This window comes from Pseudomonas sp. FG86 (assembly GCF_057808775.1).
In genome coordinates this window covers 87944-109329 of sequence record NZ_JBMDIS010000001.1, presented here as the reverse complement: position 1 = coordinate 109329, position 21386 = coordinate 87944, and the positions used below count along the sequence as shown (strand labels likewise).

Below are 21386 nucleotides of genomic sequence, written 5' to 3'. Positions count from 1 at the left end.
AGAATGGGGCAATTTATTTAGCTTTCTAAATCGATTCGCCCCCTCACCCACTGAGGCGCTCGGCTTCGCCTACGACGCCGCCGCCAACCTGCTCGACGGCCCGCAGGCCGGTGCCGGGTTGGTGGTGCATAACAAGCTGCTGACCTATCAGGACAAACGTTATCGCTATGACGCGTTTGGGCGGATGATCGAAAAACGCAGCGCGGCGCGGAGCTTGCAACGTTTTACCTACGACGCCGAGTACGGGCGAGCATCAAAGTGTGCGCTATTACCACAACGACCTGAACGGATTGCCTGAGCAACTGACCGAAGCCGATGGGAAAACGGTGTGGCAGGCGCGGTATCAGGTGTGGGGGTGCTGACAACGAGTGGACCACTTGAAATTGAGCAAAAAAGGGTAGGAAAAGCAGGAAAAGGGGACGTGTTTATTTACGAATCGTGTCCCACCCCTTTCTCCGCTTAAACGTTGATGGGCCCCGAGCAACTTTAAAACTCCGTTGCACAAGAATTAAAGCAGTTCAAACTGAGCCATTTCCCGGATCATTCGCTTGTGTGTGATTAACCAGCAAGGCTCCACAAAAAATGGGCACCCGACCCAGTCGGCGTGCCCATTTTTCCTACCACCCCGCCCCCTGTCGAGACGGCACTGCTTACGCGTTGACGGTGTCTTTAAGCGATTTACCCGGCTTGAACGCAACGGTGTTGCTCGCCTTGATTTTCACAGGCTCACCGGTTTGCGGGTTTTTGCCGGTGCGGGCGCCACGGTGGCGTTGCAGGAAGGTGCCGAAACCAACCAGGGTGACGCTGTCCTTGCGGTGCAGGGCGCCGGTGATTTCTTCGAGAACGGCGTTGAGGACGCGGTTGGCCTGTTCTTTGGTGAGATCCGCTTTTTCAGCGATGGCGGCTGCGAGTTCTGGTTTACGCATAAATGAAGCCTCTTTGACGGTTTTTTGTTGTTATGTCCGTGCTGCTCGTCTGTGGAGCAGCGCCCAAAGCGCCGCAGGCTCTACTCTGCGGCAGACGGGAGTGAGGATGGCATGCCCTCGTACGCCGCGCCAGTCTCGCGGCGACCTTTCTAGGGTAAAAAATGTGCTTATTCCGACAGAACGACCGGTATTTACGCCAGCAACGGCGGAAGTTCTTTGTTGAGGGCAAGTTTTTCCATCACGGCGCTGCCGGTCAGCGCATAACCCAGCAGGCGGCCGCTGGCGTCGCGGCACAGGGCCTTGATGTCGGCACCCTGGCCTTCGACGCTCCAGACCCCTTCGGCGCCCCGTGGCGGTGGCGAAACCACCAGCGGGCAGACCGGGGTCTTCACGGTGACGGGCATCGGGCCGTAGCTGACGGCGGTGGCGTTGCCGGCCAGGGTCTGGGCCAGGGCGCGGGCACAGGTCATCAGGGGCATGACGTAGAGCAGGTTCAAGCCGTCGACTTCGGCGCAGTCGCCCAGGGCGTAGATATTGGCGTGGGAGGTCTTGAGGTGGCGATCCACCATGATCCCGCGGTTGGTTTGCAGGCCGGCGGCAGCCGCCAGGTCGATGCGCGGGCGCAGGCCGATGGCTGACACCACCAGGTCACAGGCGACCACCTCGCCGTCGGACAAGTGGGCTTCAAGCCCGTCTGCCGTGCGTTGCAGGCGATTGAGCACCGGGCCCAGGTGGAAACGCGCCCCCAGGCCTTCCAGCCCCGCCTGCACTGCCGCTGCCGCCGCGGGGTGCAACAGGGTCGGCATGACTTGCTCGCAGGGCGCGACCAGGTCGATTTCATAGCCGCCGAGGATCAGGTCATTGGCGAATTCGCAGCCGATCAGGCCCGCGCCCAGCAGCAGTACGCGGCGCTTGCCGGCGGCCGCAATGCGAAAGCGTGCGTAATCTTCAAGGTCGTTAATGGGGAAAATCAGCTCGGATGCATCGCCTTCCACCGGCACCCGCACGGTTTCTGCGCCCCAGGCCAGGACCAGGTCGCGATAGGCCACGGCTTCCTCGCCAATCCACAGGCGCTTGTGACCTGGGTCGATGCCAGTGATGCGTGTGTGGGTGCGCACTTCAGCCTTGAGTTGCTCGGCCATCGCGCCCGGTTCAGCCATGCTCAGGCCATCGGCGTCCTTGTTCTTGCCAAAGCCGGTGGAGAGCATGGGCTTGGAGTAGGAGCGCCCGTCATCCGCGGTGATCAGCAGCAATGGGGTCTCGCTGTCGAGCTTGCGAAACTCCCGGGCCACGTTGTAGCCGGCCAATCCTGTGCCGATGATCACGACAGGTGCGTTCATTCCTTTCTCCTTGTAGTACGGTTCTGAATCTGAAAATTAGCCGATTTCGATCATTTCGAAATCCATCTTGCCGACGCCGCAGTCCGGGCACAGCCAGTCTTCCGGGACGTCCTGCCACAGGGTGCCCGGAGCGATACCATCATCCGGCCAGCCGTCTTTTTCGTCATAGATCAGGCCGCAGACTACACATTGCCACTTCTTCATTTACTTGCTCCCTCAGGGTCCAGGCAGGTTGGCCGGCGGTCGATGGATCCAGCGTTGCCGCGCGGCTCAGGGCGTTTTGTACTGATCGGGGCCGGGAGATGCAAGCTCGATCGACGCAAGGCGCTGGCTCGGCCCGGCAAAAGGTCAGGACGCCATGGTAAGCTCGCCGCCTCTTTTGCTGCCAATACTGACTCACCGTGCCGCACTCAATCGCCCTTCCCGATGTTTGCCAATGGCTGACCCAGAGCCTTCTGACCCCTGCGCCCGCGCCCGTGACCCTCGACTGGCTGTTCGACGAAGGCTCGCTGACGCGCCGGCTGACGTGGCTGTCCAACGATGGCTTCAGCGTGACGCCGCTGTTCGAAGGCTGGCAGCCGCTGCGCGATGATGAATGCGCGGCGCTGCACATGCCCCCGGCCAGTATCGGTTGGGTGCGCGAGGTGTATTTGCGCGGGCATGGCCAACCGTGGGTATTTGCCCGCAGTGTGGCGGCGCGCAGCGCATTGCAGGGCGACGGCTTGCATATGGACGAATTGGGCAGCCGCTCCCTGGGCGAATTGCTGTTTTGCGATCACGCGTTCACCCGCCAAGCCATCGAGGTATGCCGTTACCCTCGCCAATGGCTGCCCACTACGGACCAGGCCGACGGGCTGTGGGCACGCCGCTCACGCTTTGATCGTGGGCCGCTGAGCGTGCTGGTGGCGGAAGTCTTCCTGCCGAGTTTCTGGCACGCGCTGCATGACCATCCGGAGAATTGCTGATGTATCAACGTCTGCTCAAATCCTTGAACCGCCTGAACCCCAGGGCCTGGGATTTCATTCAGTTGACCCGCATGGACAAGCCCATCGGCATCTACCTGTTGCTGTGGCCGACGCTGTGGGCGCTGTGGATCGCCGGCAAGGGCTCGCCGGCCCTCCTCAATATCGTGATTTTCGTATTGGGTGTGGTGCTGACCCGCGCCGGCGGTTGCGTGATCAACGACTGGGCGGACCGCAAGGTCGACGGCCATGTGAAGCGCACCGCGCAACGCCCGCTGGCCAGCGGCAAGATCCGTTCAAAAGAGGCCCTGGTGTTCTTTGCGGTACTGATGCTGATCAGCTTCCTGCTGGTACTGCTGACTAATGCTACAACCATCTGGTTATCGCTGGGCGGCCTGGCACTGGCGGTCAGCTACCCGTTCATGAAGCGCTACACCTATTACCCGCAGGTGGTGTTGGGCGCGGCGTTTTCCTGGGGCATGCCGATGGCGTTCACCGCCGAAACCGGCCACCTGCCCGCCACCGCCTGGCTGCTGTATATAGCTAACCTGTTGTGGACGGTGGGCTACGACACCTATTACGCAATGACCGACCGCGACGACGACTTGAAGATCGGCGTCAAGTCCACGGCCATTCTGTTCGGCGATGCTGACCGGGTGATCATCCTCACCCTGCAAGGCCTGGCGCTGCTGTGCCTGTTGCTGGCCGGCGCAAGGTTTGAGCTGGGGGGCTGGTTCCACCTGGGGCTGCTGGCGGCGGCAGGCTGCTTTGCCTGGGAGTTCTGGTACACCCGCGACAGGGACCGGATGAAGTGCTTCAAGGCGTTTTTGCACAACCACTGGGCCGGGTTGGCGATTTTTGTCGGGATTGTGGCGGATTACGGGTTTCGCTGAGGTGTTTGCAGTGTCTGGTCGGGCCTCATCGGGGGCAAGCCCCCTCCCACATTTGAATGTATTCACACATCAAAAGGTGGGAGCGGGCCTACCTGCGATGTTTTAGCCGCGCAGCAGGATCAGGGCTTGGCGACTTTCCAGGCCCCGTCCATTTTGCCGTCGCCGGTCATGTCGCCGGCCTTTTTGTCCATGACGAAGGTATAGAGGGGCTTGCCGCTGTAGGCCCATTGGCTCTTTTGATCGTCACGGGTGATGACGGTCCACTTGCCCATGGGCTTGTCGGTGGATTCGGCCATCAACGGCGGCCAGTTGGCAGCGCACTTGTCGTTACACATGGACTTGCCATCGGCGTCCTTGGCGAAGGTGTAGAGCGTCATGCCCTTGTGATCCACCAACACCCCGTCTTTCGGCATCGCCGGCTCTGCGGCAAACGCCAGGGTCGGCAGCGTCAACGCCACCGTTACCAGCAAGGCTTTCCAGGAAAAAGTACTGTAAGTCATCGGAACCTTCCTTTTGTGGTTGTCAGGATTCGGACCCAAAGCGTAGTCCACACGGGCGGGAATTGCCCAAGCGGCTAAATTACTGTCACACGACTGCAATAATTCCGTTATCTAATGCGGCGCAAGACAGTTAAATGACAAGAGGATTTTAGGCATGGTTGGCAGGAGCATTCTGATCGTTGACGACGAAGCGCCCATTCGCGAGATGATCGCCGTTGCGTTGGAAATGGCCGGCTATGACTGCCTGGAGGCGGAAAACTCCCAGCAGGCCCATGCCATCATCGTCGACCGCAAGCCGGACCTGATCCTGCTGGACTGGATGCTGCCCGGCACCTCCGGTATCGAACTGGCCCGCCGCCTCAAGCGCGATGAGCTGACCGGGGATATCCCGATCATCATGCTCACCGCCAAGGGCGAAGAGGACAACAAGATCCAGGGCCTGGAAGTCGGCGCCGATGACTACATCACCAAGCCGTTTTCCCCACGGGAGCTGGTCGCTCGTCTGAAAGCCGTACTGCGCCGTGCCGGCCCTACCGATGGCGAAGCACCGATCGAAGTGGGCGGCCTGCTGCTGGACCCGATCAGCCACCGCGTGACCATCGACGGCAAGCCTGCCGAGATGGGCCCGACCGAATACCGCCTGCTGCAATTTTTCATGACCCACCAGGAGCGCGCCTACACCCGTGGCCAATTGCTGGACCAGGTGTGGGGCGGCAACGTGTATGTGGAAGAGCGCACCGTGGACGTGCACATCCGTCGCCTGCGCAAAGCCTTGGGCGACGCTTACGAGAATCTGGTACAAACCGTGCGCGGCACCGGCTATCGGTTTTCCACCAAGGGCTGAGCCAGCCACTTCCTGATTTAAGAGCCTGACTTAACAGCTGACAAGGACGCATGTTCAAGTGAATCAAAACTGGCATGGCACCCTGATCCGCCACATGCTTCTGTTGATCACCGGCTGCCTGCTGGTGGGCCTGGTCAGCGGTCAATACGGCTGGAGCCTGGCTGTTGGCATCGGCCTGTACCTGGGCTGGACGCTGAAGCAATTGCTGCGCCTGCATGAATGGTTGCGCCAGCACAAACCCGATGAAGCACCACCCGACGGCTACGGCCTGTGGGGCGAGGTGTTCGACAGCATCTACCACCTGCAACGCCGCGACCAACGCGTCCGCGGGCGCCTGCAAGCGGTGATCGACCGGGTACAGGAGTCCACCGCCGCGCTCAAGGACGCGGTGATCATGCTCGACAGCGATGGCAACCTGGAATGGTGGAACCGCGCCGCCGAGACCCTGCTGGGCCTCAAGACACCCCAGGACAGCGGCCAGCCGGTGACCAACCTGGTGCGCCACCCGCGCTTCAAGGAGTACTTCGAACAGGAGAACTACGAAGAAGCCCTGGAAATCCCCTCGCCCACCAACGACCGCGTGCGCATCCAGCTGTACCTGACGCGCTACGGCAACAACGAACACCTGATGCTGGTGCGCGACGTGACACGCATCCACCAGCTGGAGCAGATGCGCAAGGACTTCGTCGCCAACGTCTCCCACGAACTGCGTACCCCATTGACCGTGATCTGCGGCTACCTGGAGACGCTGCTGGACAATGTCGACGAGATCAACCCGCGCTGGAGCCGCGCCCTGCAACAGATGCAGCAACAGGGCTCGCGCATGCAAACCCTGCTCAACGACTTGCTGTTGCTGGCCAAGCTGGAGGCCACCGATTACCCGTCGGACAACCAGCCGGTCGCGGTGCAGAGCCTGTTGCAGACCATCAAGAACGACGCCCAGGCCCTGTCCGGCCAACGCGGGCAACAGATCACCCTGGAAGCCGACCCGTCGATCCTGCTCAAAGGCAGCGAAGGCGAATTGCGCAGCGCGTTTTCCAACCTGGTGTTCAATGCGGTGAAATACACCCAGGACAAGGGCAATATCCGCATCCGCTGGTGGGCCGATGAACACGGCGCCCACCTGAGCGTGCAGGACTCCGGCATCGGCATCGATGCCAAGCATCTGCCGCGCCTCACCGAACGGTTCTACCGTGTCGATTCCAGCCGTAACTCCAACACCGGCGGCACCGGCCTCGGCCTGGCCATCGTCAAGCATGTGCTGCTGCGCCATCGCGCGCGGCTGGAGATCAGCAGCGTGCTGGGGCATGGCAGTACGTTCACCTGCCATTTTCCGCCGACTCAGGTGGCGCGCTCGCGAGTCCTCAGCCCCGACGAATAAACCCAATACTGTGGGAGGGGGCTTGCCCCCGATATAGGTAGGGTGTCATGCAGCACATTCATATCTGACCCGCCGCCATCGGGGGCAAGCCACCTCCCACAGTGGATCGGTGTTGTCTTAGAGAGTGCATTCCATACCCCACCTGGCAGCAACCACTAGGCAAGCGCCCCGTCAGCCGCTACATTGGCCCACTTGTGTCTGCCTTTCAGGCTCTCCTGTCACCCCTAATTGAACACACGGAACCCGCAAAACCCCATCATGGACCCTTCCCCTGGTATCACCCTCGCCACACTCTTCGCCGACTTCGGCATGATTCTTTTTGCACTGGTCCTGGTACTGCTCAACGGATTTTTCGTTGCAGCGGAGTTCGCCATGGTCAAATTGCGCTCCACCCGGGTCGAGGCCATCGCCCATACCAACGGCTGGCGCGGACAGATCCTGCGCACCGTGCACAGCCAGCTCGACGCCTACCTGTCGGCCTGCCAGCTGGGTATCACCCTCGCCTCCCTGGGCCTGGGCTGGGTCGGTGAGCCGGCCTTTGCGCATATCCTCGAACCGCTGCTGGGCGCCGTGGGCGTCGAATCGCCGGAAGTGATCAAGGGTGTGTCGTTCTTTGCCGCGTTCTTTGTGATTTCCTACCTGCACATCGTGGTCGGTGAACTGGCGCCCAAGTCCTGGGCGATCCGCAAACCCGAGTTGCTGTCGCTATGGACCGCCGTGCCGCTGTACCTGTTCTACTGGGCCATGTACCCGGCGATCTACCTGCTCAACGCCAGCGCCAACGCCATCCTGCGCATCGCCGGCCAAGGCGAACCCGGCCCGCACCACGAGCACCATTACAGCCGCGAAGAACTCAAGCTGATCCTGCACTCCAGCCGTGGCCAGGACCCCAGCGACCAAGGCATGCGCGTGCTGGCGTCGGCCGTGGAAATGGGCGAGCTGGAAGTGGTGGACTGGGCCAACTCCCGGGAAGACCTGGTGACCCTGGACTTCAACGCCCCGCTCAAGGAAATCCTCGCGCTGTTCCGTCGCCACAAATTCAGCCGTTACCCCGTGTATGACGCGGTGCGCAACGAGTTTGTCGGCCTTTTGCACATCAAGGACCTGCTGCTGGAACTGGCGGCCCTGGACCACCTCCCCGAGTCGTTCAACCTGGCCGAGCTGACCCGCCCGCTGGAACGCGTGTCACGGCACATGCCGTTGTCACAGTTGCTGGAGCAGTTCCGCAAGGGCGGCGCGCATTTCGCCCTGGTGGAAGAAGCCGACGGCAAGGTCATCGGCTACCTGACCATGGAAGACGTGCTGGAAGTGCTGGTAGGCGATATTCAGGACGAACACCGCAAGGCCGAGCGCGGTATCCTCGCCTATCAGCCGGGCAAGCTGCTGGTACGGGGCGATACGCCGCTGTTCAAGGTGGAACGCCTGCTGGGCGTCGACCTGGACCACATCGAGGCTGAAACCTTGGCCGGGCTGGTCTACGACACCCTCAAGCGGGTGCCTGAAGAGGAAGAAGTGCTGGAGGTTGAGGGCTTGCGGATCATCATCAAGAAGATGAAAGGACCGAAGATCGTGCTGGCCAAGGTGTTACTGCTCGACTAACCGCAGGCGCGGGCTTGCCCGCTCCTGCCGTCAATTGCCCAATGCAAAATTGGGCAATGCGCCGACGGGCTGGTTGAATTCATACGGGATCGACACCAGCCCCGCCTCGGTGGGCCGCTGCACCACGAAGTGCAGATGCGGCCCGCTGCTGTTGCCGGTATTGCCCGATAACGCCAGCGGGCTCCCCACTGCCACGCGTTGCCCTACCCTCACACTGACCGACCCTCGCTTGAGATGCAGGTACACGCCCTCGGTGCCATCGTCGTGCCGCACCCGCACAAAATTCCCCGACGCATCATTGCCCCGCCCGGCCTGCTCGTTCTCGGTCTTCACCACCACACCGCTGCGGGCGGCAATAATCGGCGTGCCTTCAGGCATGGCAATGTCCATGGCGTAGCGGCTCTTGGCGTCGGTGTGGCTGAAGCTGCCGTTGGGGCCCTGGGTCAGGCGGAAAGGGCCGCCGCGCCAAGGCAAGGGGTAGCGGTAAGCTTGTTGTGGACGATCGGGCCTGGGCACGACAAGCATCGGTCGCTCAACCTTGCGCTCCCGGATCACGAACGCCTGGGCGCCAGGCGTATACCGGTCGCTGAAAAACACCAGGCCATTGGCATCGACGGATTTGTAGAGGGTCATGGCCTGGGTCGACACGGCGACCGTTGCAAGCCCGCAGCACAGCAAAAAGCGCATGAGCATGGTGTGAACCTGCCGGGATGACTGAGCGGCAGGTTAGCAACGGATCATGACAACTTTGTACGCCACAATGGAGATCCAATGTGGGAGAGGGCTTGCCCCCGATAGCAGTCCTTCAGCCAAGTATTCGTTAGCTGACACACCGCTATCGGGGGCAAGCCCCCTCCCACATTTTTCAGTTGTCTCGAGGGTCAGGCGCCCGGCACAAAATGCTTCTGCGCCGTGCCGCGCGCGATCAGGCGCGAGATGTAGTCAAGCTTTTGCGCATCCTGGTCGATGAACCGGAAGGTCAGTTGCAGCCAGTCACTGTCGGGCTTGGGCTCGAACGCCACAATGGCGTGCAGGTAGCCGTTGAGGCGCGCGACTTCGGCGTTGTCGCCCTGCTCAAGGTCGAGTACCGCGCTTTCCAGTACCTGGGGCAGGACCTCACCGCGACGCACCACCAGCAGCGCCTCCTTGATGCTCAGCGCCTTGATCACACACTGTTGGGTGCCGCTGGACAGGCGCAATTGGCCCTGGCCACGACCACCCGACGGCGCCCCCGCTGCTGGCGCCGCTTGCACGGGTGGGCTGTTGAGCAAGCCGCGGCTGGGCGCCACGGCCGCGACCGGAGCGGCCTTGACCGCTTCAGGCTTGCCGCCGGTCAGGGCGCTCAGCGAGTCGTTGCCGAAAGCCGAGTTCATCTTGGTCGGTGCGCTGGCGACTAAGGCGTCGAGACGGCCGATTTTGTGCAGGGCCTGCTTGACCTTGTTCAGCAACTGCTCGTTGGTGAACGGCTTGCTGACGTAGCCGGATACACCGGCCTGGATCGCCTGGACCACGTTTTCCTTGTCGCCACGGCTGGTCACCATCACGAATGGCATGGCCTTGAGGTGCGCCTGTTCGCGGCACCAGGTCAATAGCTCAAGCCCGGACATCTCCGGCATTTCCCAGTCGCACAGCACCAGATCGAAGGTTTCGCGCATCAGGATGGCCTGGGCCTTTTTACCGTTCACCGCATCTTCGATCTTGATGCCCGGGAAGTAGTTGCGCAGGCACTTCTTCACCAGGTCGCGAATAAACGAGGCGTCATCCACCACCAATACACTGACTTTACTCATCGACCCTTTATCCTATAAAAACCGCGGCACGCAGAACGCCTGACTAATGGCATTTTGCCAAAACTCTATCGTCACGTTCGGACTTTCTTTCGTCCGATCCGTAAAAAATTCAGCTGCCACGAACAAAAACGCCCGACCAAAGGCCGGGCGTTAATTTCTCGGGCAACCTTACTTATCGTCAGATTCGCCAGGAACATTAGGGATTTGATCGACTGAACCTTCAACTTCCGCTTTCATGCGCTTGAGGCCCATGTGCCGTACGTCGGTGCCGCGTACCAGATAGATCACCAGTTCCGAGATATTGCGCGCGTGGTCGCCGATCCGCTCCAGGGAGCGCAGCACCCAGATAATGCTCAAGACCCTTGAGATAGAGCGCGGGTCTTCCATCATGTAGGTCGCCAGCTCACGCAACGCCGTCTTGTACTCACGGTCGATGATCTTGTCGTACTGGGCCACTGACAATGCCAGCTCGGCATCGAAGCGGGCAAATGCGTCAAGCGCGTCGCGCACCATGTTGCGCACCTGGTCGCCGATATGGCGCACTTCCACGTAGCCGCGCGGGGCTTCGCCTTCTTCACACAGCTGGATGGCGCGACGGGCAATCTTGGTGGCTTCGTCGCCGATGCGCTCAAGATCGATCACCGACTTGGAAATGCTGATGATCAAACGCAAGTCGGACGCCGCCGGCTGGCGACGGGCAAGAATGCGCAGGCATTCTTCATCGATGTTGCGTTCCATCTGGTTGATCTGGTCATCGATCTCACGCACTTGCTGGGCCAGGCCCGAGTCGGCCTCGATCAGCGCGGTGACCGCATCGTTGACTTGCTTCTCCACCAGCCCGCCCATCGCCAGGAGGTGGCTGCGCACTTCCTCAAGCTCGGCATTGAACTGCGCGGAGATGTGATGGGTAAGGCCTTCTTTGCTAATCATGTTGGCGTCCTTGGAGCGTCCGGTAAGGTGCGGAGAACCGCAGCGTCAGTGCAATGTGAACCACGGCTTCCTAGCCGTAGCGACCGGTGATGTAGTCTTCGGTCTGTTTTTTTGCCGGATTGGTGAACAGGGTATCGGTATCGCCGAACTCCACCAGCTTGCCCATGTACATGAACGCGGTGTAGTCGGAAACCCGCGCCGCCTGTTGCATGTTGTGGGTCACGATGACGATGGTGAACTTGGACTTGAGCTCGTAGATCAGTTCTTCCACTTTCAGCGTCGAGATCGGGTCGAGTGCCGAGCACGGTTCGTCGAGCAGCAGCACTTCCGGCTCCACGGCGATGGTGCGCGCAATCACCAGACGTTGCTGCTGGCCGCCGGACAGGCCCAGCGCTGACTCATGCAGGCGGTCCTTGACCTCATCCCACAGCGCCGCGCCCTTGAGTGCCCACTCCACGGCCTCATCAAGGATACGTTTCTTGTTGATGCCTTGGATGCGCAGGCCGTAGACCACATTTTCGTAGATGGTCTTGGGGAACGGGTTGGGCTTCTGGAACACCATGCCCACGCGACGACGCAACTCGGCCACGTCTTCGCCCTTGCGGTAGATGTTGGTGCCGTAGAGGTTGATCGCACCGTCCACGCGGCAACCGTCCACCAGGTCGTTCATGCGGTTGAACGTGCGCAGCAGGGTGGACTTGCCGCAGCCCGAGGGGCCGATAAAGGCGGTCACGCGCTGCTTGGGGATGTTCATGCTGACGTCGAACAACGCCTGCTTTTCACCGTAGTACAGGCTCAGGCCGGGCACTTCGATGGCCACGGTCTCCTGGGCCAGGCTCAGGCTCTGCTTGTCACGCCCCAGGGCAGACATGTTGATGCCGTGGGATTGGGTTTCGTGTTGCATGGGATGCTCCCTGTGCTGTTGTGTGGGAGGGGGCTTGCCCCCGATAGCGGTGTATCAGGAGCATGTGTGCTGGCTGGCACACCGCCCCCTCCCACAAATAAGTCCGCGTTCAATTCCGATCAGCTGTCCAACGCCTTGTACTTCTCGCGCAGGTGGTTGCGAATCCACACCGCCGACAGGTTCAACGTAGCGATCACCAGCACCAGCAACAACGCGGTGGCGTACACCAGCGGCCGTGCGGCCTCGACGTTGGGGCTCTGGAAGCCGACGTCATAAATATGGAAGCCCAGGTGCATGATCTTCTGGTCCAGGTGCAGGTACGGGTAGTTGCCATCCAGCGGCAGCGACGGCGCCAGCTTGACCACACCCACCAGCATCAGCGGCGCCACTTCACCGGCGGCGCGCGCCACGGCGAGGATCATGCCGGTCATCATCGCCGGGCTGGCCATCGGCAGCACGATCTTCCACAACGTTTCCGCCTTGGTCGCGCCCAGTGCCAGGGACCCCTCACGCACGGTGCGAGGAATCCGCGCCAAGCCTTCTTCAGTGGCCACGATCACCACCGGCACCGCCAGCAGCGCCAGGGTCAGCGAGGCCCAGAGCAGGCCTGGGGTGCCGAAGGTCGGGGCCGGCAGGGCTTCGGCGAAGAACAAACGGTCGACCGAGCCACCCAATACATACACGAAGAACCCCAGGCCGAACACGCCGTAGACGATGGCCGGTACACCCGCCAGGTTGTTCACGGCGATGCGGATAATCCGCGTCAGGGTGTTCTGCTTGGCGTATTCACGCAGATACACCGCTGCCAGCACGCCGAACGGGGTCACGATCATCGCCATGATCAGGGTCATCATCACGGTGCCGAAGATGGCCGGGAAGATCCCGCCTTCGGTGTTGGCTTCCCGTGGGTCGTCGCTGAGGAACTCCCAGACCTTGCTGAAGTAGAAGCCGATCTTGGTCATCGTGCCCATGGCGTTCGGCTGGTAGGCGTGTACCACTTTGCCGATGCCGATTTCCACTTCCTTGCCGTTCGCATCGCGGGCGGTCAAGGCGTCGCGGTTGAACTGGGCGTGCAGGTCGGCCAGGCGCGCTTCGATGTCCTGGTAGCGGGCGTTCAGTTCGGCGCGGTCGGCATCCATGTCGGCCTGGGCGGCGGCGTCGAGCTTGCCTTCCAGTTCCAGCTTGCGACCGTGCAGGCGAATACGTTCGAGGCCGGCGTTGATCGCGCCGATGTCGGACTTCTCCAGGGTCTTGAGTTGAGCCGCCAGCTTGTTCACGCGGTCGACGCGGGCTTGCAGTTCCGGCCACGCGGCCTCGCCTTCAGCGATGACCTTGCCATCCTGCTTGACGTTGACCAGGGTGCCGTAGAAGTTGCCCCACTCGCGACGCTCGATAGTCATCAGGTTCTTCGGCGTGCTCTGGTCCTTCAACCACTCGCCGACGATCCAGGTGAAGTCGTTGCCGTTCAGGTCACGGTTGCCGACCTTGATCAGCTCGCGGGTCATGAATTCCGGGCCCGCATCGGGCACCGGCAGGCCAGCGCTTTTCAGGCGCTCGCGCGGCACTTCTTCTTTCTGCACCACTTCGCCGATGACGATATGGTTTTCCTGGCCCGGCACGTTGTAGTTGGCCTGGATCAGGTCAGCCGGCCAGAAGTGGCCCAGGCCACGCACGGCAATCACCGCCAGCAAACCAATGGTCATGATGACCGCGATGGACACCGCGCCACCGCTGATCCAGACGCCGGGAGCGCCGCTCTTGAACCATCCATTCAGGGAGTTCTGTTTCACAGACTTCTACCTTTCTTAAAGCGACGAGTATTTCTTGCGCAGACGCTGACGGATCAGCTCGGCGAGGGTGTTCATGATGAAGGTGAACAGCAGCAGCACCAGTGCCGAGAGGAACAGCACGCGGTAGTGACTGCCGCCCACTTCCGACTCGGGCATCTCCACGGCGACGTTGGCCGCCAGGGTGCGCAGGCCTTCGAACAGGTTCATCTCCATCACCGGCGTGTTACCGGTGGCCATCAGCACGATCATGGTCTCGCCCACGGCGCGGCCCATGCCGATCATCAGCGCCGAGAAAATCCCCGGGCTGGCGGTCAGGATGACGACGCGGGTCATGGTCTGCCACGGCGTGGCGCCCAGGGCCAGGGAGCCCAGGGTCAGGCCGCGCGGCACGCTGAACACGGCGTCTTCGGCGATGGAGTAGATGTTCGGGATCACTGCAAACCCCATGGCCAGGCCAACCACCAGGGCGTTGCGCTGGTCGTAGGTAATGCCGAGGTCATGGGAGATCCACATGCGCATGTCGCCGCCGAAGAACCAGGTTTCCAGGTACGGGCTCATGTACAGCGAGAGCCAGCCCACCAACAGGATCACCGGGATCAGGATCGCGCTTTCCCAGCCATCGGGTACCCGCAGGCGGATAGACTCAGGCAGGCGGCTGAAGATAAAACCGGCCACCAGGATGCCAATCGGCACCAGCATCAGCAGACTGAAAATCCCCGGTAGATGCCCTTCGACATACGGCGCCAGGAACAGGCCGGCGAAGAAGCCAAGGATCACCGTCGGCATCGCTTCCATCAGTTCGATCACCGGCTTGACCTTGCGGCGCAGGCTCGGGGCCATGAAGTAAGCGGTATAGATCGCGGCGGCAATGGCCAGTGGCGCGGCCAGCAGCATGGCGTAGAACGCGGCCTTCAAGGTACCGAAGGTCAGCGGGGCCAGGCTCATCTTGGGTTCGAAGTCCGTGTTGGCGGCGGTCGATTGCCAGACGTATTTAGGCTCGTCGTAGTTTTCGTACCAGACCTTGCTCCACAACGCGCTCCAGGACACTTCCGGGTGCGGGTTGTCCAGCAGCAGCGGTTGCAGCTTGCCGCCGGCTTCGACGATCACACGGTTGGCGCGAGGCGACAGGCCGAACACGCCCTGGCCGTCGACCACCGGATCCACCAGCAGGGTGCGGTGGGCGGTGCTGTGGAACACGCCGAACTTGCCGGAAGCATCGAGGGCGGTGAAGCCTTTGCGACGCTCTTCGGCGGTGATTTCCACGATGGGCGCGGTGCCCATCTGGAAGGTGCGGATCTGCTTCAGGCGCTGCTCGCCATCCGGGTCGCGGGCCATGAACCACTGGGCCAGGCCACCCTTGGAGTTGCCGATAATCAGCGAGATACCGCCTACCAGTTGAGTGCTGGCGGTGATTTCAGCGTTGGCGTCTTCCAGCAACTTGTAGCGACCATTGAGGCTCTTGTCGCGCAGGCTGAACACATCGGCCAGGGCGCGACCGTTAATCACATACAGCCACTGCTGTCGCGGGTCGATGAAGATCGCCTTCACCGGCTCAGTCATCTGCGGCAGCTCGATACGCTTCTGCTCGCTGGTGACGTCGCCGGTCATCATGTTTTCTTCACGGCTCAGGGTCAGCACGTTCAAGTGCGAACCCGCCGAGCCGGCAACCACCAGCGACGAGTCGGTGGCGTTGAGGGCGACGTGCTCCAACGGGCGGCCGGCATCGTCGAGCACGATGGGCGTTTCACCGTAGGGGTATTCAATCGCAGGCGTGATGGTTTTCTTGCCGTCCGGGTACGACACCTTATAGGTGTGGCGGAACACCAGGGACTGGCCATTGGAAAAGCCGAGGATCACCAGCGGGCTGCCCGGCTGGTCTTCACCGATTGACGCTACGCTCGCACCCGCCGGCAGCGGCAGATCGAAACGCTTGAGTTCGGCACCGGTGGCGACATCAAAGAACAGCGCCTGGCCCTTGTCGGAAACCCGCATGGCCACCTGGTTCTGTTCCTCCAGGGAAATCATCAACGGCTTGCCGGCGTCCTGGATCCAGGCCGGGGTCAGCGCGTCTTCCTTGGTCAGGGAAGCACCTTGGAACAGTGGCGCAACCACATAGGCAAGAAAGAAGAAAATCAGGGTAATGGCGCCGAGGACGGCGAGGCCGCCAATCAGTACGTACCAACGGGTCAGGCGATCCTTGAGCGCGCGGATGCGGCGCTTGCGTTGCAGCTCAGGCGTATTGAAATCAATGCGCTTGGGGGGAGAAGTTGTCGTCATGGTGGAATTGGCCAGATCATTCATGCGCACACCCTAGCGATCCTGTATGACAGAAAGATGACAATGCAGTGACGCAAGAAATCCGCCGCGAAGCAGGGCTGGCAGCGGATTGAAAATTAGTGATGCGGGAACCGGCGTACCGGTTCCCGCAGAGGCAATCAGTTGCCTTCTTTCAGACCCAGGTCAGCCAGGGCCTTGGCGGCAACTTTGGCTGGCAGCGGGATGTAGCCGTCTTTCACTACAACTTCCTGGCCCTGTTTGGACAGAACCAGTTTCACGAACTCAGCTTCCAGCGGGGCCAGAGGCTTGTTCGGGGCTTTGTTGACGTACACGTAGAGGAAGCGCGACAGCGGGTATTTGCCGTTCAGGGCGTTTTCTTCGCTGTCTTCGATGAAGTCAGTGCTGCCTTTCTTGGCCAGGGCCACGGTTTTCACGCTGGCGGTCTTGTAGCCGATACCCGAGTAACCGATGCCGTTCAGCGAGGAGCTGATCGACTGCACGACCGAAGCCGAGCCAGGTTGTTCGTTCACGTTAGGCTTGTAGTCGCCTTTGCACAGGGCTTCTTCCTTGAAGTAGCCGTAGGTGCCGGACACCGAGTTACGACCGAACAGTTGCACTGGTTTGTTGGCCAGGTCGCCGGTCACACCCAGGTCGCCCCAGGTTTTCACGTCGGCTTTGCCACCGCACAGGCGAGTCGAGGAGAAGATCGCGTCGACTTGCTCCATGGTCAGGTGCTGGATCGGGTTGTCCTTGTGCACGAACACCGCCAGGGCGTCCACGGCAACCGGGATAGCGGTTGGCTTGTAGCCGTACTTCTGCTCGAAGGCCGCCAGTTCGGTGTCCTTCATCTTGCGGCTCATCGGGCCCAGGTTGGAAGTGCCTTCAGTCAGCGCAGGAGGCGCGGTGGCAGAACCAGCAGCTTGAATCTGGATGTTGACGTTCGGGTATTCCTTTTTGTAACCCTCAGCCCACAGGGTCATCAGGTTGGCCAGGGTATCGGAACCGACGCTGGACAAGTTGCCCGACACACCAGTGGTCTTCACATAAGCCGGAATTGCCGGGTCAACACCAGCGGCCACCGCGTTGGCGGTCGCAACGCCAGCAGCGACAAAAGTCATTGCCGCCATCAAACGTTTCAGTTTCATGCCTTGCTCCTAGCAGATAGGGATAATTGGATCGGGGCCAAGTATCGAGAGGCCGTGTGAACACTCTATGTCTGGAATATGACAATTAGATGAAAGGCCATCATCGATGATGAAACGCAGCAACGCGGGGAAAACTTCGGAAACACAGGGGTTCTGCGAGGGTTGAGGCGGGCGTAACGGTTATTCGGAAACACTCTGACATTATTGATGAGGCAAACATCACCTGTGGCGAACGCGCCCGCCACAGGTGATCAGTCGGCCGTCAGCGCCCGCGCTTCCACAGGTACCCACCCACCACCATCCCCATCACACACAGGACGGCAACGTAGTAAGCCGGGCCCATCGGGCTTTCCTTCATCAGCAACGACACGGCCAACGGCGTCAGCCCACCGAACACCGCGTAGGCCACGTTGTAGGAGAATGACAAACCACTGAAGCGCACCACGGGCGGGAAGGCTTTGACCATCACGTAAGGCACCACGCCAATGGTGCCGACGAACAGACCGGTCAGGGCGTACAGCGGGAACAACCAGTCGGGGTGGTCCAGCAAGCTGTGGTAAAGCGTCCACGACGTCGCCAGCAACAGCGCGCAACCGGCAACCAGTACGCGCCCGGCACCGAAACGGTCGGCCAGGGCACCGGAGGCAATACAGCCCAGGCTCAGGGTCACGATGGCCAGGCTGTTGGCTTGCAGCGCAATGGTCGGAGTGAAGTGGTAGATGGTCTGCAGCACGGTCGGAGTCATCAGGATGACCACCACGACGCCGGCCGACAACAGCCAGGTCAACAGCATCGACAGCACGATGGCGCCACGATGGTCACGCAGTACGGCGCGCAATGGCAGCTCGGCGGCCAGGGTCTTGCGCTGCTGCATCTCGGCAAAGATCGGGGTTTCGTGCAGCCAGCGGCGCAGGTACACCGACAGCAGGCCAAATACACCGCCCAGCAAGAACGGAATCCGCCAGGCGTAATCCGAGACCTGCTCGGGGCTATAAATAGTGTTGATGGCGGTGGCCACCAGCGAGCCCAGCAGGATGCCGGCGGTGAGGCCGCTGGTCAGGGTACCGCAGGCGTAGCCGATGTGACGCGGCGGAACGTGTTCGGAGACGAACACCCAAGCACCCGGCACTTCGCCGCCGATGGCCGCCCCCTGGATCACGCGCATCAGCAGCAACAGGATCGGCGCCCACAGGCCGATCTGCGCGTAGGTCGGCAGCAGGCCCATGATCAGGGTCGGCACGGCCATCATGAAGATGCTGAGGGTGAACATTTTCTTGCGGCCCAGCAGGTCACCGAAGTGCGCCATGATGATGCCGCCCAATGGGCGTGCCAGGTAACCGGCGGCGAAAATGCCGAAGGTCTGCATCATGCGCAGCCATTCGGGCATGTCGGCGGGGAAGAACAGTTTTCCGACCACCGTGGCGAAAAACACGAAGATGATGAAGTCGTAGAACTCCAGCGCCCCGCCCAAGGCAGACAGCGACAGGGTTTTGTAGTCGTTGCGGGTCAGCGGGCGCGACGGTTGCGCACTGCTTGCGGGCACGGAGGACATGGCAGAGCTTCTCTTATAGTAATCAGCGTAATAAGGACGACATGCCCGCGACTGGCGGCGGGTCTGGCAAGATAGCAAATCGTTGGAAAAAGCACAGCGCCGAACGGTTAACTGTGCAGATGGACGAAATAATCCCGTCGCGGGACACCCGTTAAGCTGGATAGAAGAACAGTTGCCCGAAAAAGCCCCATTACAGCGTCTATTTACCGACCAAATGAGCGCCGGGAGGTCGTCGTGGCGTCAGGGTCTCGATATACTCGGCCCTTGCATGCGCAAGACCCGCATCCTTGACGGGCTGCTGTGCCAAAACGCCGTTGGGTGCCACCCAGCCGGTTTGGCAGAGTTTCCCTTTAGTACGCCTTACGAGAAACGTATCGAACGGAGTATGTTTGTGCTGAAACGTTTTTCCACCAGTCGGCTATCCACTTTGCACCATCTATAAAAAGCTTCACGGGTCAGAGGCACCCCCGGCATGATCGAACTCGAACAAGAAGATCCTATCCCGCAAGGCGATCTCGCCCTGCAAATCACCGCGCTTCCGCGTGAAACCAACGGTTTCGGCGATATCTTCGGCGGCTGGCTGGTCTCGCAAATGGACCTGGCCGGCACCGCGATGGCAAGTAAAGTCGCCGGCGGTCGTGTCGCCACCGTGGCCATTGATCGCATGGCGTTCCTGGTGCCGGTCGCCGTGGGCGCGCAATTGTCCTTCTATACCCAGGCCCTGGAAATCGGCCGCAGCTCGATCCAGATGATGGTCGAAGTGTGGAGCGATGACCCGCTGTCCAGCGAATGGCGCAAGGTGACCGAGGCGGTATTCGTGTTCGTTGCCATCGATGGCAGTGGCCGCACACGTTCGGTGCCGTCGCGCGCGCGTTAAACCTCGCCGGGTTTTGACGGTCAATTGCCCCATTGCCTGCCATTGAGAGTGCTTTTGTATGCCTACGCCCCACGTTGAAACCGTGAAAGTCGACGAGCTGGACTGCTGGCGCATCCGCCACAACGGTGCGCAACTGATGGTGGCCCAGCAGGGCGCGCACATCATCAGTTACCAACGCGCAGGCGAGCAGCCGCTGATCTGGCCGAACAAGGCCGCCGTGTTCAAGACAGGCAAAGGCATTCGCACGGGTGTGCCGGTGTGCTGGCCGTGGTTTGGCGTGTTCGATCGCAACCCTCAAAGCGTCAAGGCGATGCGCCAGAGTGATACCCCGGCCGGCGCCCACGGTTTTGTGCGCACCGCCCTATGGGCGTTGGCCGGGACCGCACTTGAAGGCACAGGGTTGCGCGTCGACCTGGTGCTGCCAGTGCCCACAGGCGGCTTCCCCGGCTGGCCCCATCAGGTCGACCTGAAGCTGAGCCTGCTGTTGGACGACCAACTGCATATCCATCTGACCAGCCATAACCGTGGCGACCACACTGTCACGCTCAGCCAGGCGCTGCACACCTACTTCGCCGTCAGCGACGTACGCAACGTGCAGGTCGAAGGCCTGGACGGCTCGGCGTACATCGATACCGCCGATGGCTGGAGCGAGAAGACGCAAACCGGCCTGCTGCAGTTCAGCGCCGAGACCGACCGCATCTACCTCGATACACCCGCGCAACTGAACATCGTCGATAACGACTGGCAGCGCCGCATCCAGCTCACCAGCCAAGGCTCGAAATCCACCGTGATCTGGAACCCCTGGACCGAACGCGCCAAGGCTTTCGACGACATGGCCGACGATGGCTGGCAGGGCATGCTGTGCATCGAGACGGCGAATGTGCTGGATGATGTGGTGGCGTTGGCGCCGGGTGAAAGCCACACGCTGGGCGTGAGCATCACCAGTATCACTTTGTAAACCCAATCAAAATGTGGGAGGGGGCTTGCTCCCGATTGCAGGGGGTCAGTCACTGTCTCTGGTGACTTCATCACCGCTATCGGGGGCAAGCCCCCTCCCACATTGATTTGCAGTGTGGTTTAGAGATCCGACTCCTTCACCACCCGCACCTTGCCCGCATCCAGCGCATACGCCGCATCCGCCAGGTCGTTATTCACCTTCTCCACCTTCAACGTGCCCGTGACCCACAGCGGCGTGTAGATATCATCCAACTTCAAGCCCTTGGGATAGCGCACCAGCACCAACTGGTTAGGTGGCGGTGGCGGCACGTGGATACACGCGCCTGGGTAGGGCACCAGGAAGAACAGCGTACTGCGGCCCTTGGCATCGGTTTCCAACGGGACCGGGTAGCCGCCGATGCGGATGTTCTTGCCGTTCATGGCGGCCACGGTCTTGGTGGAATACATCACCGCCGGCAAGCCTTTGCTCTGCTTCAAGCCACCTTTATCGGTGAAGGTGCCTTGGGCTTCGGGGGAGTTGTGGTCGATCTCGGGCATGGCCTCGAGGGCCTTCTGGTCCGACAGCGGCATCAGGTCGAGCCAGTCGGTTTCCGGCAGTTCGCCGGCGTGTGCCAGGCCAGAGCCCAGCAAGAGAAGAGTCAACAGAAAACGGCGCATGGAAAGGCTCGGCAAGTAACAAGTGCCGAGCATTCTAGCCCTCTGCGCCTGCGCAGCGCAGA

At 61.2% G+C, this 21386-nt stretch carries 20 protein-coding genes and 1 pseudogene; 8 read left to right on the top strand and 13 right to left on the bottom strand.

Annotation, left to right across the window (positions count from 1 at the left end):
* Window positions 1–64 precede the first annotated feature (64 nt).
* Window positions 65–356 (top strand): annotated as a pseudogene (locus tag ACODSV_RS00475) (RHS domain-containing protein); the annotation flags it as partial.
* A gap of 294 nt (window positions 357–650) precedes the next feature.
* Here ACODSV_RS00475 and ACODSV_RS00470 read toward each other — a convergent pair.
* The 3 genes from ACODSV_RS00470 to ACODSV_RS00460 all read right to left on the bottom strand — a co-directional run bounded on the left by ACODSV_RS00470 (window position 651) and on the right by ACODSV_RS00460 (window position 2470).
* A complete protein-coding gene (locus ACODSV_RS00470) occupies window positions 651–926 on the bottom strand; it encodes an HU family DNA-binding protein (RefSeq protein ID WP_003176958.1) in 276 nt (91 codons plus the stop codon).
* 191 nt (window positions 927–1117) lie between these two features.
* A complete protein-coding gene (locus ACODSV_RS00465) occupies window positions 1118–2266 on the bottom strand; it encodes an NAD(P)/FAD-dependent oxidoreductase (RefSeq protein ID WP_150056473.1) in 1149 nt (382 codons plus the stop codon).
* 36 nt (window positions 2267–2302) lie between these two features.
* Window positions 2303–2470 (bottom strand): rubredoxin, encoded by a 168-nt coding sequence (locus tag ACODSV_RS00460; protein WP_003213373.1) that lies wholly within the window; start codon window positions 2468–2470, stop codon window positions 2303–2305.
* Between the two features lie 197 nt (window positions 2471–2667).
* Between ACODSV_RS00460 and ACODSV_RS00455 the strand changes: the two genes are divergently transcribed.
* Both ACODSV_RS00455 and ubiA read left to right on the top strand, forming a co-directional pair.
* On the top strand, window positions 2668–3231 hold the full coding sequence (locus tag ACODSV_RS00455) for a chorismate--pyruvate lyase family protein (RefSeq protein WP_024078144.1): 564 nt from the start codon (window positions 2668–2670) through the stop codon (window positions 3229–3231).
* On the top strand, window positions 3231–4121 hold the full coding sequence (gene ubiA, locus ACODSV_RS00450) for a 4-hydroxybenzoate octaprenyltransferase (RefSeq protein WP_150056474.1): 891 nt from the start codon (window positions 3231–3233) through the stop codon (window positions 4119–4121). Before ACODSV_RS00455 ends, ubiA begins: the two co-directional genes overlap by 1 nt.
* A 119-nt stretch (window positions 4122–4240) precedes the next feature.
* Here ubiA and ACODSV_RS00445 read toward each other — a convergent pair whose 3' ends face one another.
* Window positions 4241–4621 carry a COG4315 family predicted lipoprotein gene (locus tag ACODSV_RS00445; protein WP_150056315.1) on the bottom strand — a complete coding sequence of 127 codons (381 nt, stop codon included), beginning with the start codon at window positions 4619–4621 and terminating at the stop codon, window positions 4241–4243.
* A 154-nt stretch (window positions 4622–4775) separates the two neighbouring features.
* Between ACODSV_RS00445 and phoB the strand changes: the two genes are divergently transcribed.
* The 3 genes from phoB to ACODSV_RS00430 all read left to right on the top strand — a co-directional run bounded on the left by phoB (window position 4776) and on the right by ACODSV_RS00430 (window position 8445).
* On the top strand, window positions 4776–5465 hold the full coding sequence (gene phoB, locus ACODSV_RS00440) for a phosphate regulon transcriptional regulator PhoB (RefSeq protein WP_003176964.1): 690 nt from the start codon (window positions 4776–4778) through the stop codon (window positions 5463–5465).
* A gap of 94 nt (window positions 5466–5559) precedes the next feature.
* Window positions 5560–6846: a phosphate regulon sensor histidine kinase PhoR gene (phoR, locus tag ACODSV_RS00435; protein WP_206379746.1), complete on the top strand. Its 1287-nt coding sequence runs from the start codon at window positions 5560–5562 to the stop codon at window positions 6844–6846.
* Window positions 6847–7104: 258 nt separating this feature from the next.
* A complete protein-coding gene (locus ACODSV_RS00430; protein ID WP_024078148.1) occupies window positions 7105–8445 on the top strand; it encodes a hemolysin family protein in 1341 nt (446 codons plus the stop codon).
* 30 nt (window positions 8446–8475) lie between these two features.
* Here the strand turns inward: ACODSV_RS00430 and ACODSV_RS00425 are convergent, their stop codons facing one another.
* The 8 genes from ACODSV_RS00425 to ACODSV_RS00390 all read right to left on the bottom strand — a co-directional run bounded on the left by ACODSV_RS00425 (window position 8476) and on the right by ACODSV_RS00390 (window position 18833).
* The gene (locus ACODSV_RS00425; protein ID WP_024078149.1) at window positions 8476–9138 is read right to left on the bottom strand and encodes a M23 family metallopeptidase; all 663 of its coding nucleotides are present in this window, start codon (window positions 9136–9138) and stop codon (window positions 8476–8478) included.
* Window positions 9139–9326: 188 nt separating this feature from the next.
* Window positions 9327–10235: a response regulator gene (locus ACODSV_RS00420; protein ID WP_150054119.1), complete on the bottom strand. Its 909-nt coding sequence runs from the start codon at window positions 10233–10235 to the stop codon at window positions 9327–9329.
* A gap of 168 nt (window positions 10236–10403) precedes the next feature.
* Window positions 10404–11165, bottom strand: a complete 762-nt coding sequence (phoU, locus tag ACODSV_RS00415; protein WP_024078151.1) for a phosphate signaling complex protein PhoU — start codon at window positions 11163–11165, stop codon at window positions 10404–10406.
* A gap of 70 nt (window positions 11166–11235) precedes the next feature.
* A complete protein-coding gene (gene pstB, locus ACODSV_RS00410) occupies window positions 11236–12069 on the bottom strand; it encodes a phosphate ABC transporter ATP-binding protein PstB (RefSeq protein ID WP_024078152.1) in 834 nt (277 codons plus the stop codon).
* A 119-nt stretch (window positions 12070–12188) separates the two neighbouring features.
* Entirely contained in the window at window positions 12189–13859 is a 1671-nt protein-coding gene (pstA, locus tag ACODSV_RS00405; protein WP_024078153.1) for a phosphate ABC transporter permease PstA, read from the bottom strand.
* 15 nt (window positions 13860–13874) lie between these two features.
* Window positions 13875–15908, bottom strand: a complete 2034-nt coding sequence (locus ACODSV_RS00400; RefSeq protein WP_173860558.1) for an ABC transporter permease subunit — start codon at window positions 15906–15908, stop codon at window positions 13875–13877.
* 386 nt (window positions 15909–16294) lie between these two features.
* On the bottom strand, window positions 16295–17281 hold the full coding sequence (locus tag ACODSV_RS00395) for a phosphate ABC transporter substrate-binding protein PstS (protein WP_016978637.1): 987 nt from the start codon (window positions 17279–17281) through the stop codon (window positions 16295–16297).
* 262 nt (window positions 17282–17543) lie between these two features.
* Window positions 17544–18833 (bottom strand): MFS transporter, encoded by a 1290-nt coding sequence (locus tag ACODSV_RS00390; protein ID WP_024078155.1) that lies wholly within the window; start codon window positions 18831–18833, stop codon window positions 17544–17546.
* 472 nt (window positions 18834–19305) lie between these two features.
* Between ACODSV_RS00390 and ACODSV_RS00385 the strand changes: the two genes are divergently transcribed.
* Window positions 19306–19710, top strand: coding sequence for an acyl-CoA thioesterase (locus tag ACODSV_RS00385; protein ID WP_010566936.1), 405 nt, complete (start codon window positions 19306–19308; stop codon window positions 19708–19710).
* Between the two features lie 58 nt (window positions 19711–19768).
* On the top strand, window positions 19769–20668 hold the full coding sequence (locus tag ACODSV_RS00380) for a D-hexose-6-phosphate mutarotase (protein ID WP_150055617.1): 900 nt from the start codon (window positions 19769–19771) through the stop codon (window positions 20666–20668).
* A gap of 119 nt (window positions 20669–20787) precedes the next feature.
* Here ACODSV_RS00380 and ACODSV_RS00375 read toward each other — a convergent pair whose 3' ends face one another.
* The gene (locus tag ACODSV_RS00375) at window positions 20788–21324 is read right to left on the bottom strand and encodes a DUF3299 domain-containing protein (protein ID WP_041161056.1); all 537 of its coding nucleotides are present in this window, start codon (window positions 21322–21324) and stop codon (window positions 20788–20790) included.
* Between the last annotated feature and the right edge of the window lie 62 nt (window positions 21325–21386).

Bases quoted from the DNA above. Each gene is read 5' to 3' on its own strand.
- phoB (WP_003176964.1), top strand. From the start codon at position 4,776: ATGGTTGGCAGGAGCATTCTGATCGTTGACGACGAAGCGCCCATTCGC.
- ACODSV_RS00425 (WP_024078149.1), bottom strand. From the start codon at position 9,138: ATGCTCATGCGCTTTTTGCTGTGCTGCGGGCTTGCAACGGTCGCCGTG.
- ACODSV_RS00380 (WP_150055617.1), top strand. From the start codon at position 19,769: ATGCCTACGCCCCACGTTGAAACCGTGAAAGTCGACGAGCTGGACTGC.
- ACODSV_RS00470 (WP_003176958.1), bottom strand. From the start codon at position 926: ATGCGTAAACCAGAACTCGCAGCCGCCATCGCTGAAAAAGCGGATCTC.
- ACODSV_RS00375 (WP_041161056.1), bottom strand. From the start codon at position 21,324: ATGCGCCGTTTTCTGTTGACTCTTCTCTTGCTGGGCTCTGGCCTGGCA.
- ACODSV_RS00390 (WP_024078155.1), bottom strand. From the start codon at position 18,833: ATGTCCTCCGTGCCCGCAAGCAGTGCGCAACCGTCGCGCCCGCTGACC.
- ACODSV_RS00420 (WP_150054119.1), bottom strand. From the start codon at position 10,235: ATGAGTAAAGTCAGTGTATTGGTGGTGGATGACGCCTCGTTTATTCGC.
- ACODSV_RS00385 (WP_010566936.1), top strand. From the start codon at position 19,306: ATGATCGAACTCGAACAAGAAGATCCTATCCCGCAAGGCGATCTCGCC.
- ACODSV_RS00395 (WP_016978637.1), bottom strand. From the start codon at position 17,281: ATGAAACTGAAACGTTTGATGGCGGCAATGACTTTTGTCGCTGCTGGC.
- phoU (WP_024078151.1), bottom strand. From the start codon at position 11,165: ATGATTAGCAAAGAAGGCCTTACCCATCACATCTCCGCGCAGTTCAAT.
- phoR (WP_206379746.1), top strand. From the start codon at position 5,560: ATGCTTCTGTTGATCACCGGCTGCCTGCTGGTGGGCCTGGTCAGCGGT.
- ubiA (WP_150056474.1), top strand. From the start codon at position 3,231: ATGTATCAACGTCTGCTCAAATCCTTGAACCGCCTGAACCCCAGGGCC.
- ACODSV_RS00430 (WP_024078148.1), top strand. From the start codon at position 7,105: ATGGACCCTTCCCCTGGTATCACCCTCGCCACACTCTTCGCCGACTTC.
- ACODSV_RS00460 (WP_003213373.1), bottom strand. From the start codon at position 2,470: ATGAAGAAGTGGCAATGTGTAGTCTGCGGCCTGATCTATGACGAAAAA.
- pstB (WP_024078152.1), bottom strand. From the start codon at position 12,069: ATGCAACACGAAACCCAATCCCACGGCATCAACATGTCTGCCCTGGGG.
- ACODSV_RS00465 (WP_150056473.1), bottom strand. From the start codon at position 2,266: ATGAACGCACCTGTCGTGATCATCGGCACAGGATTGGCCGGCTACAAC.
- ACODSV_RS00445 (WP_150056315.1), bottom strand. From the start codon at position 4,621: ATGACTTACAGTACTTTTTCCTGGAAAGCCTTGCTGGTAACGGTGGCG.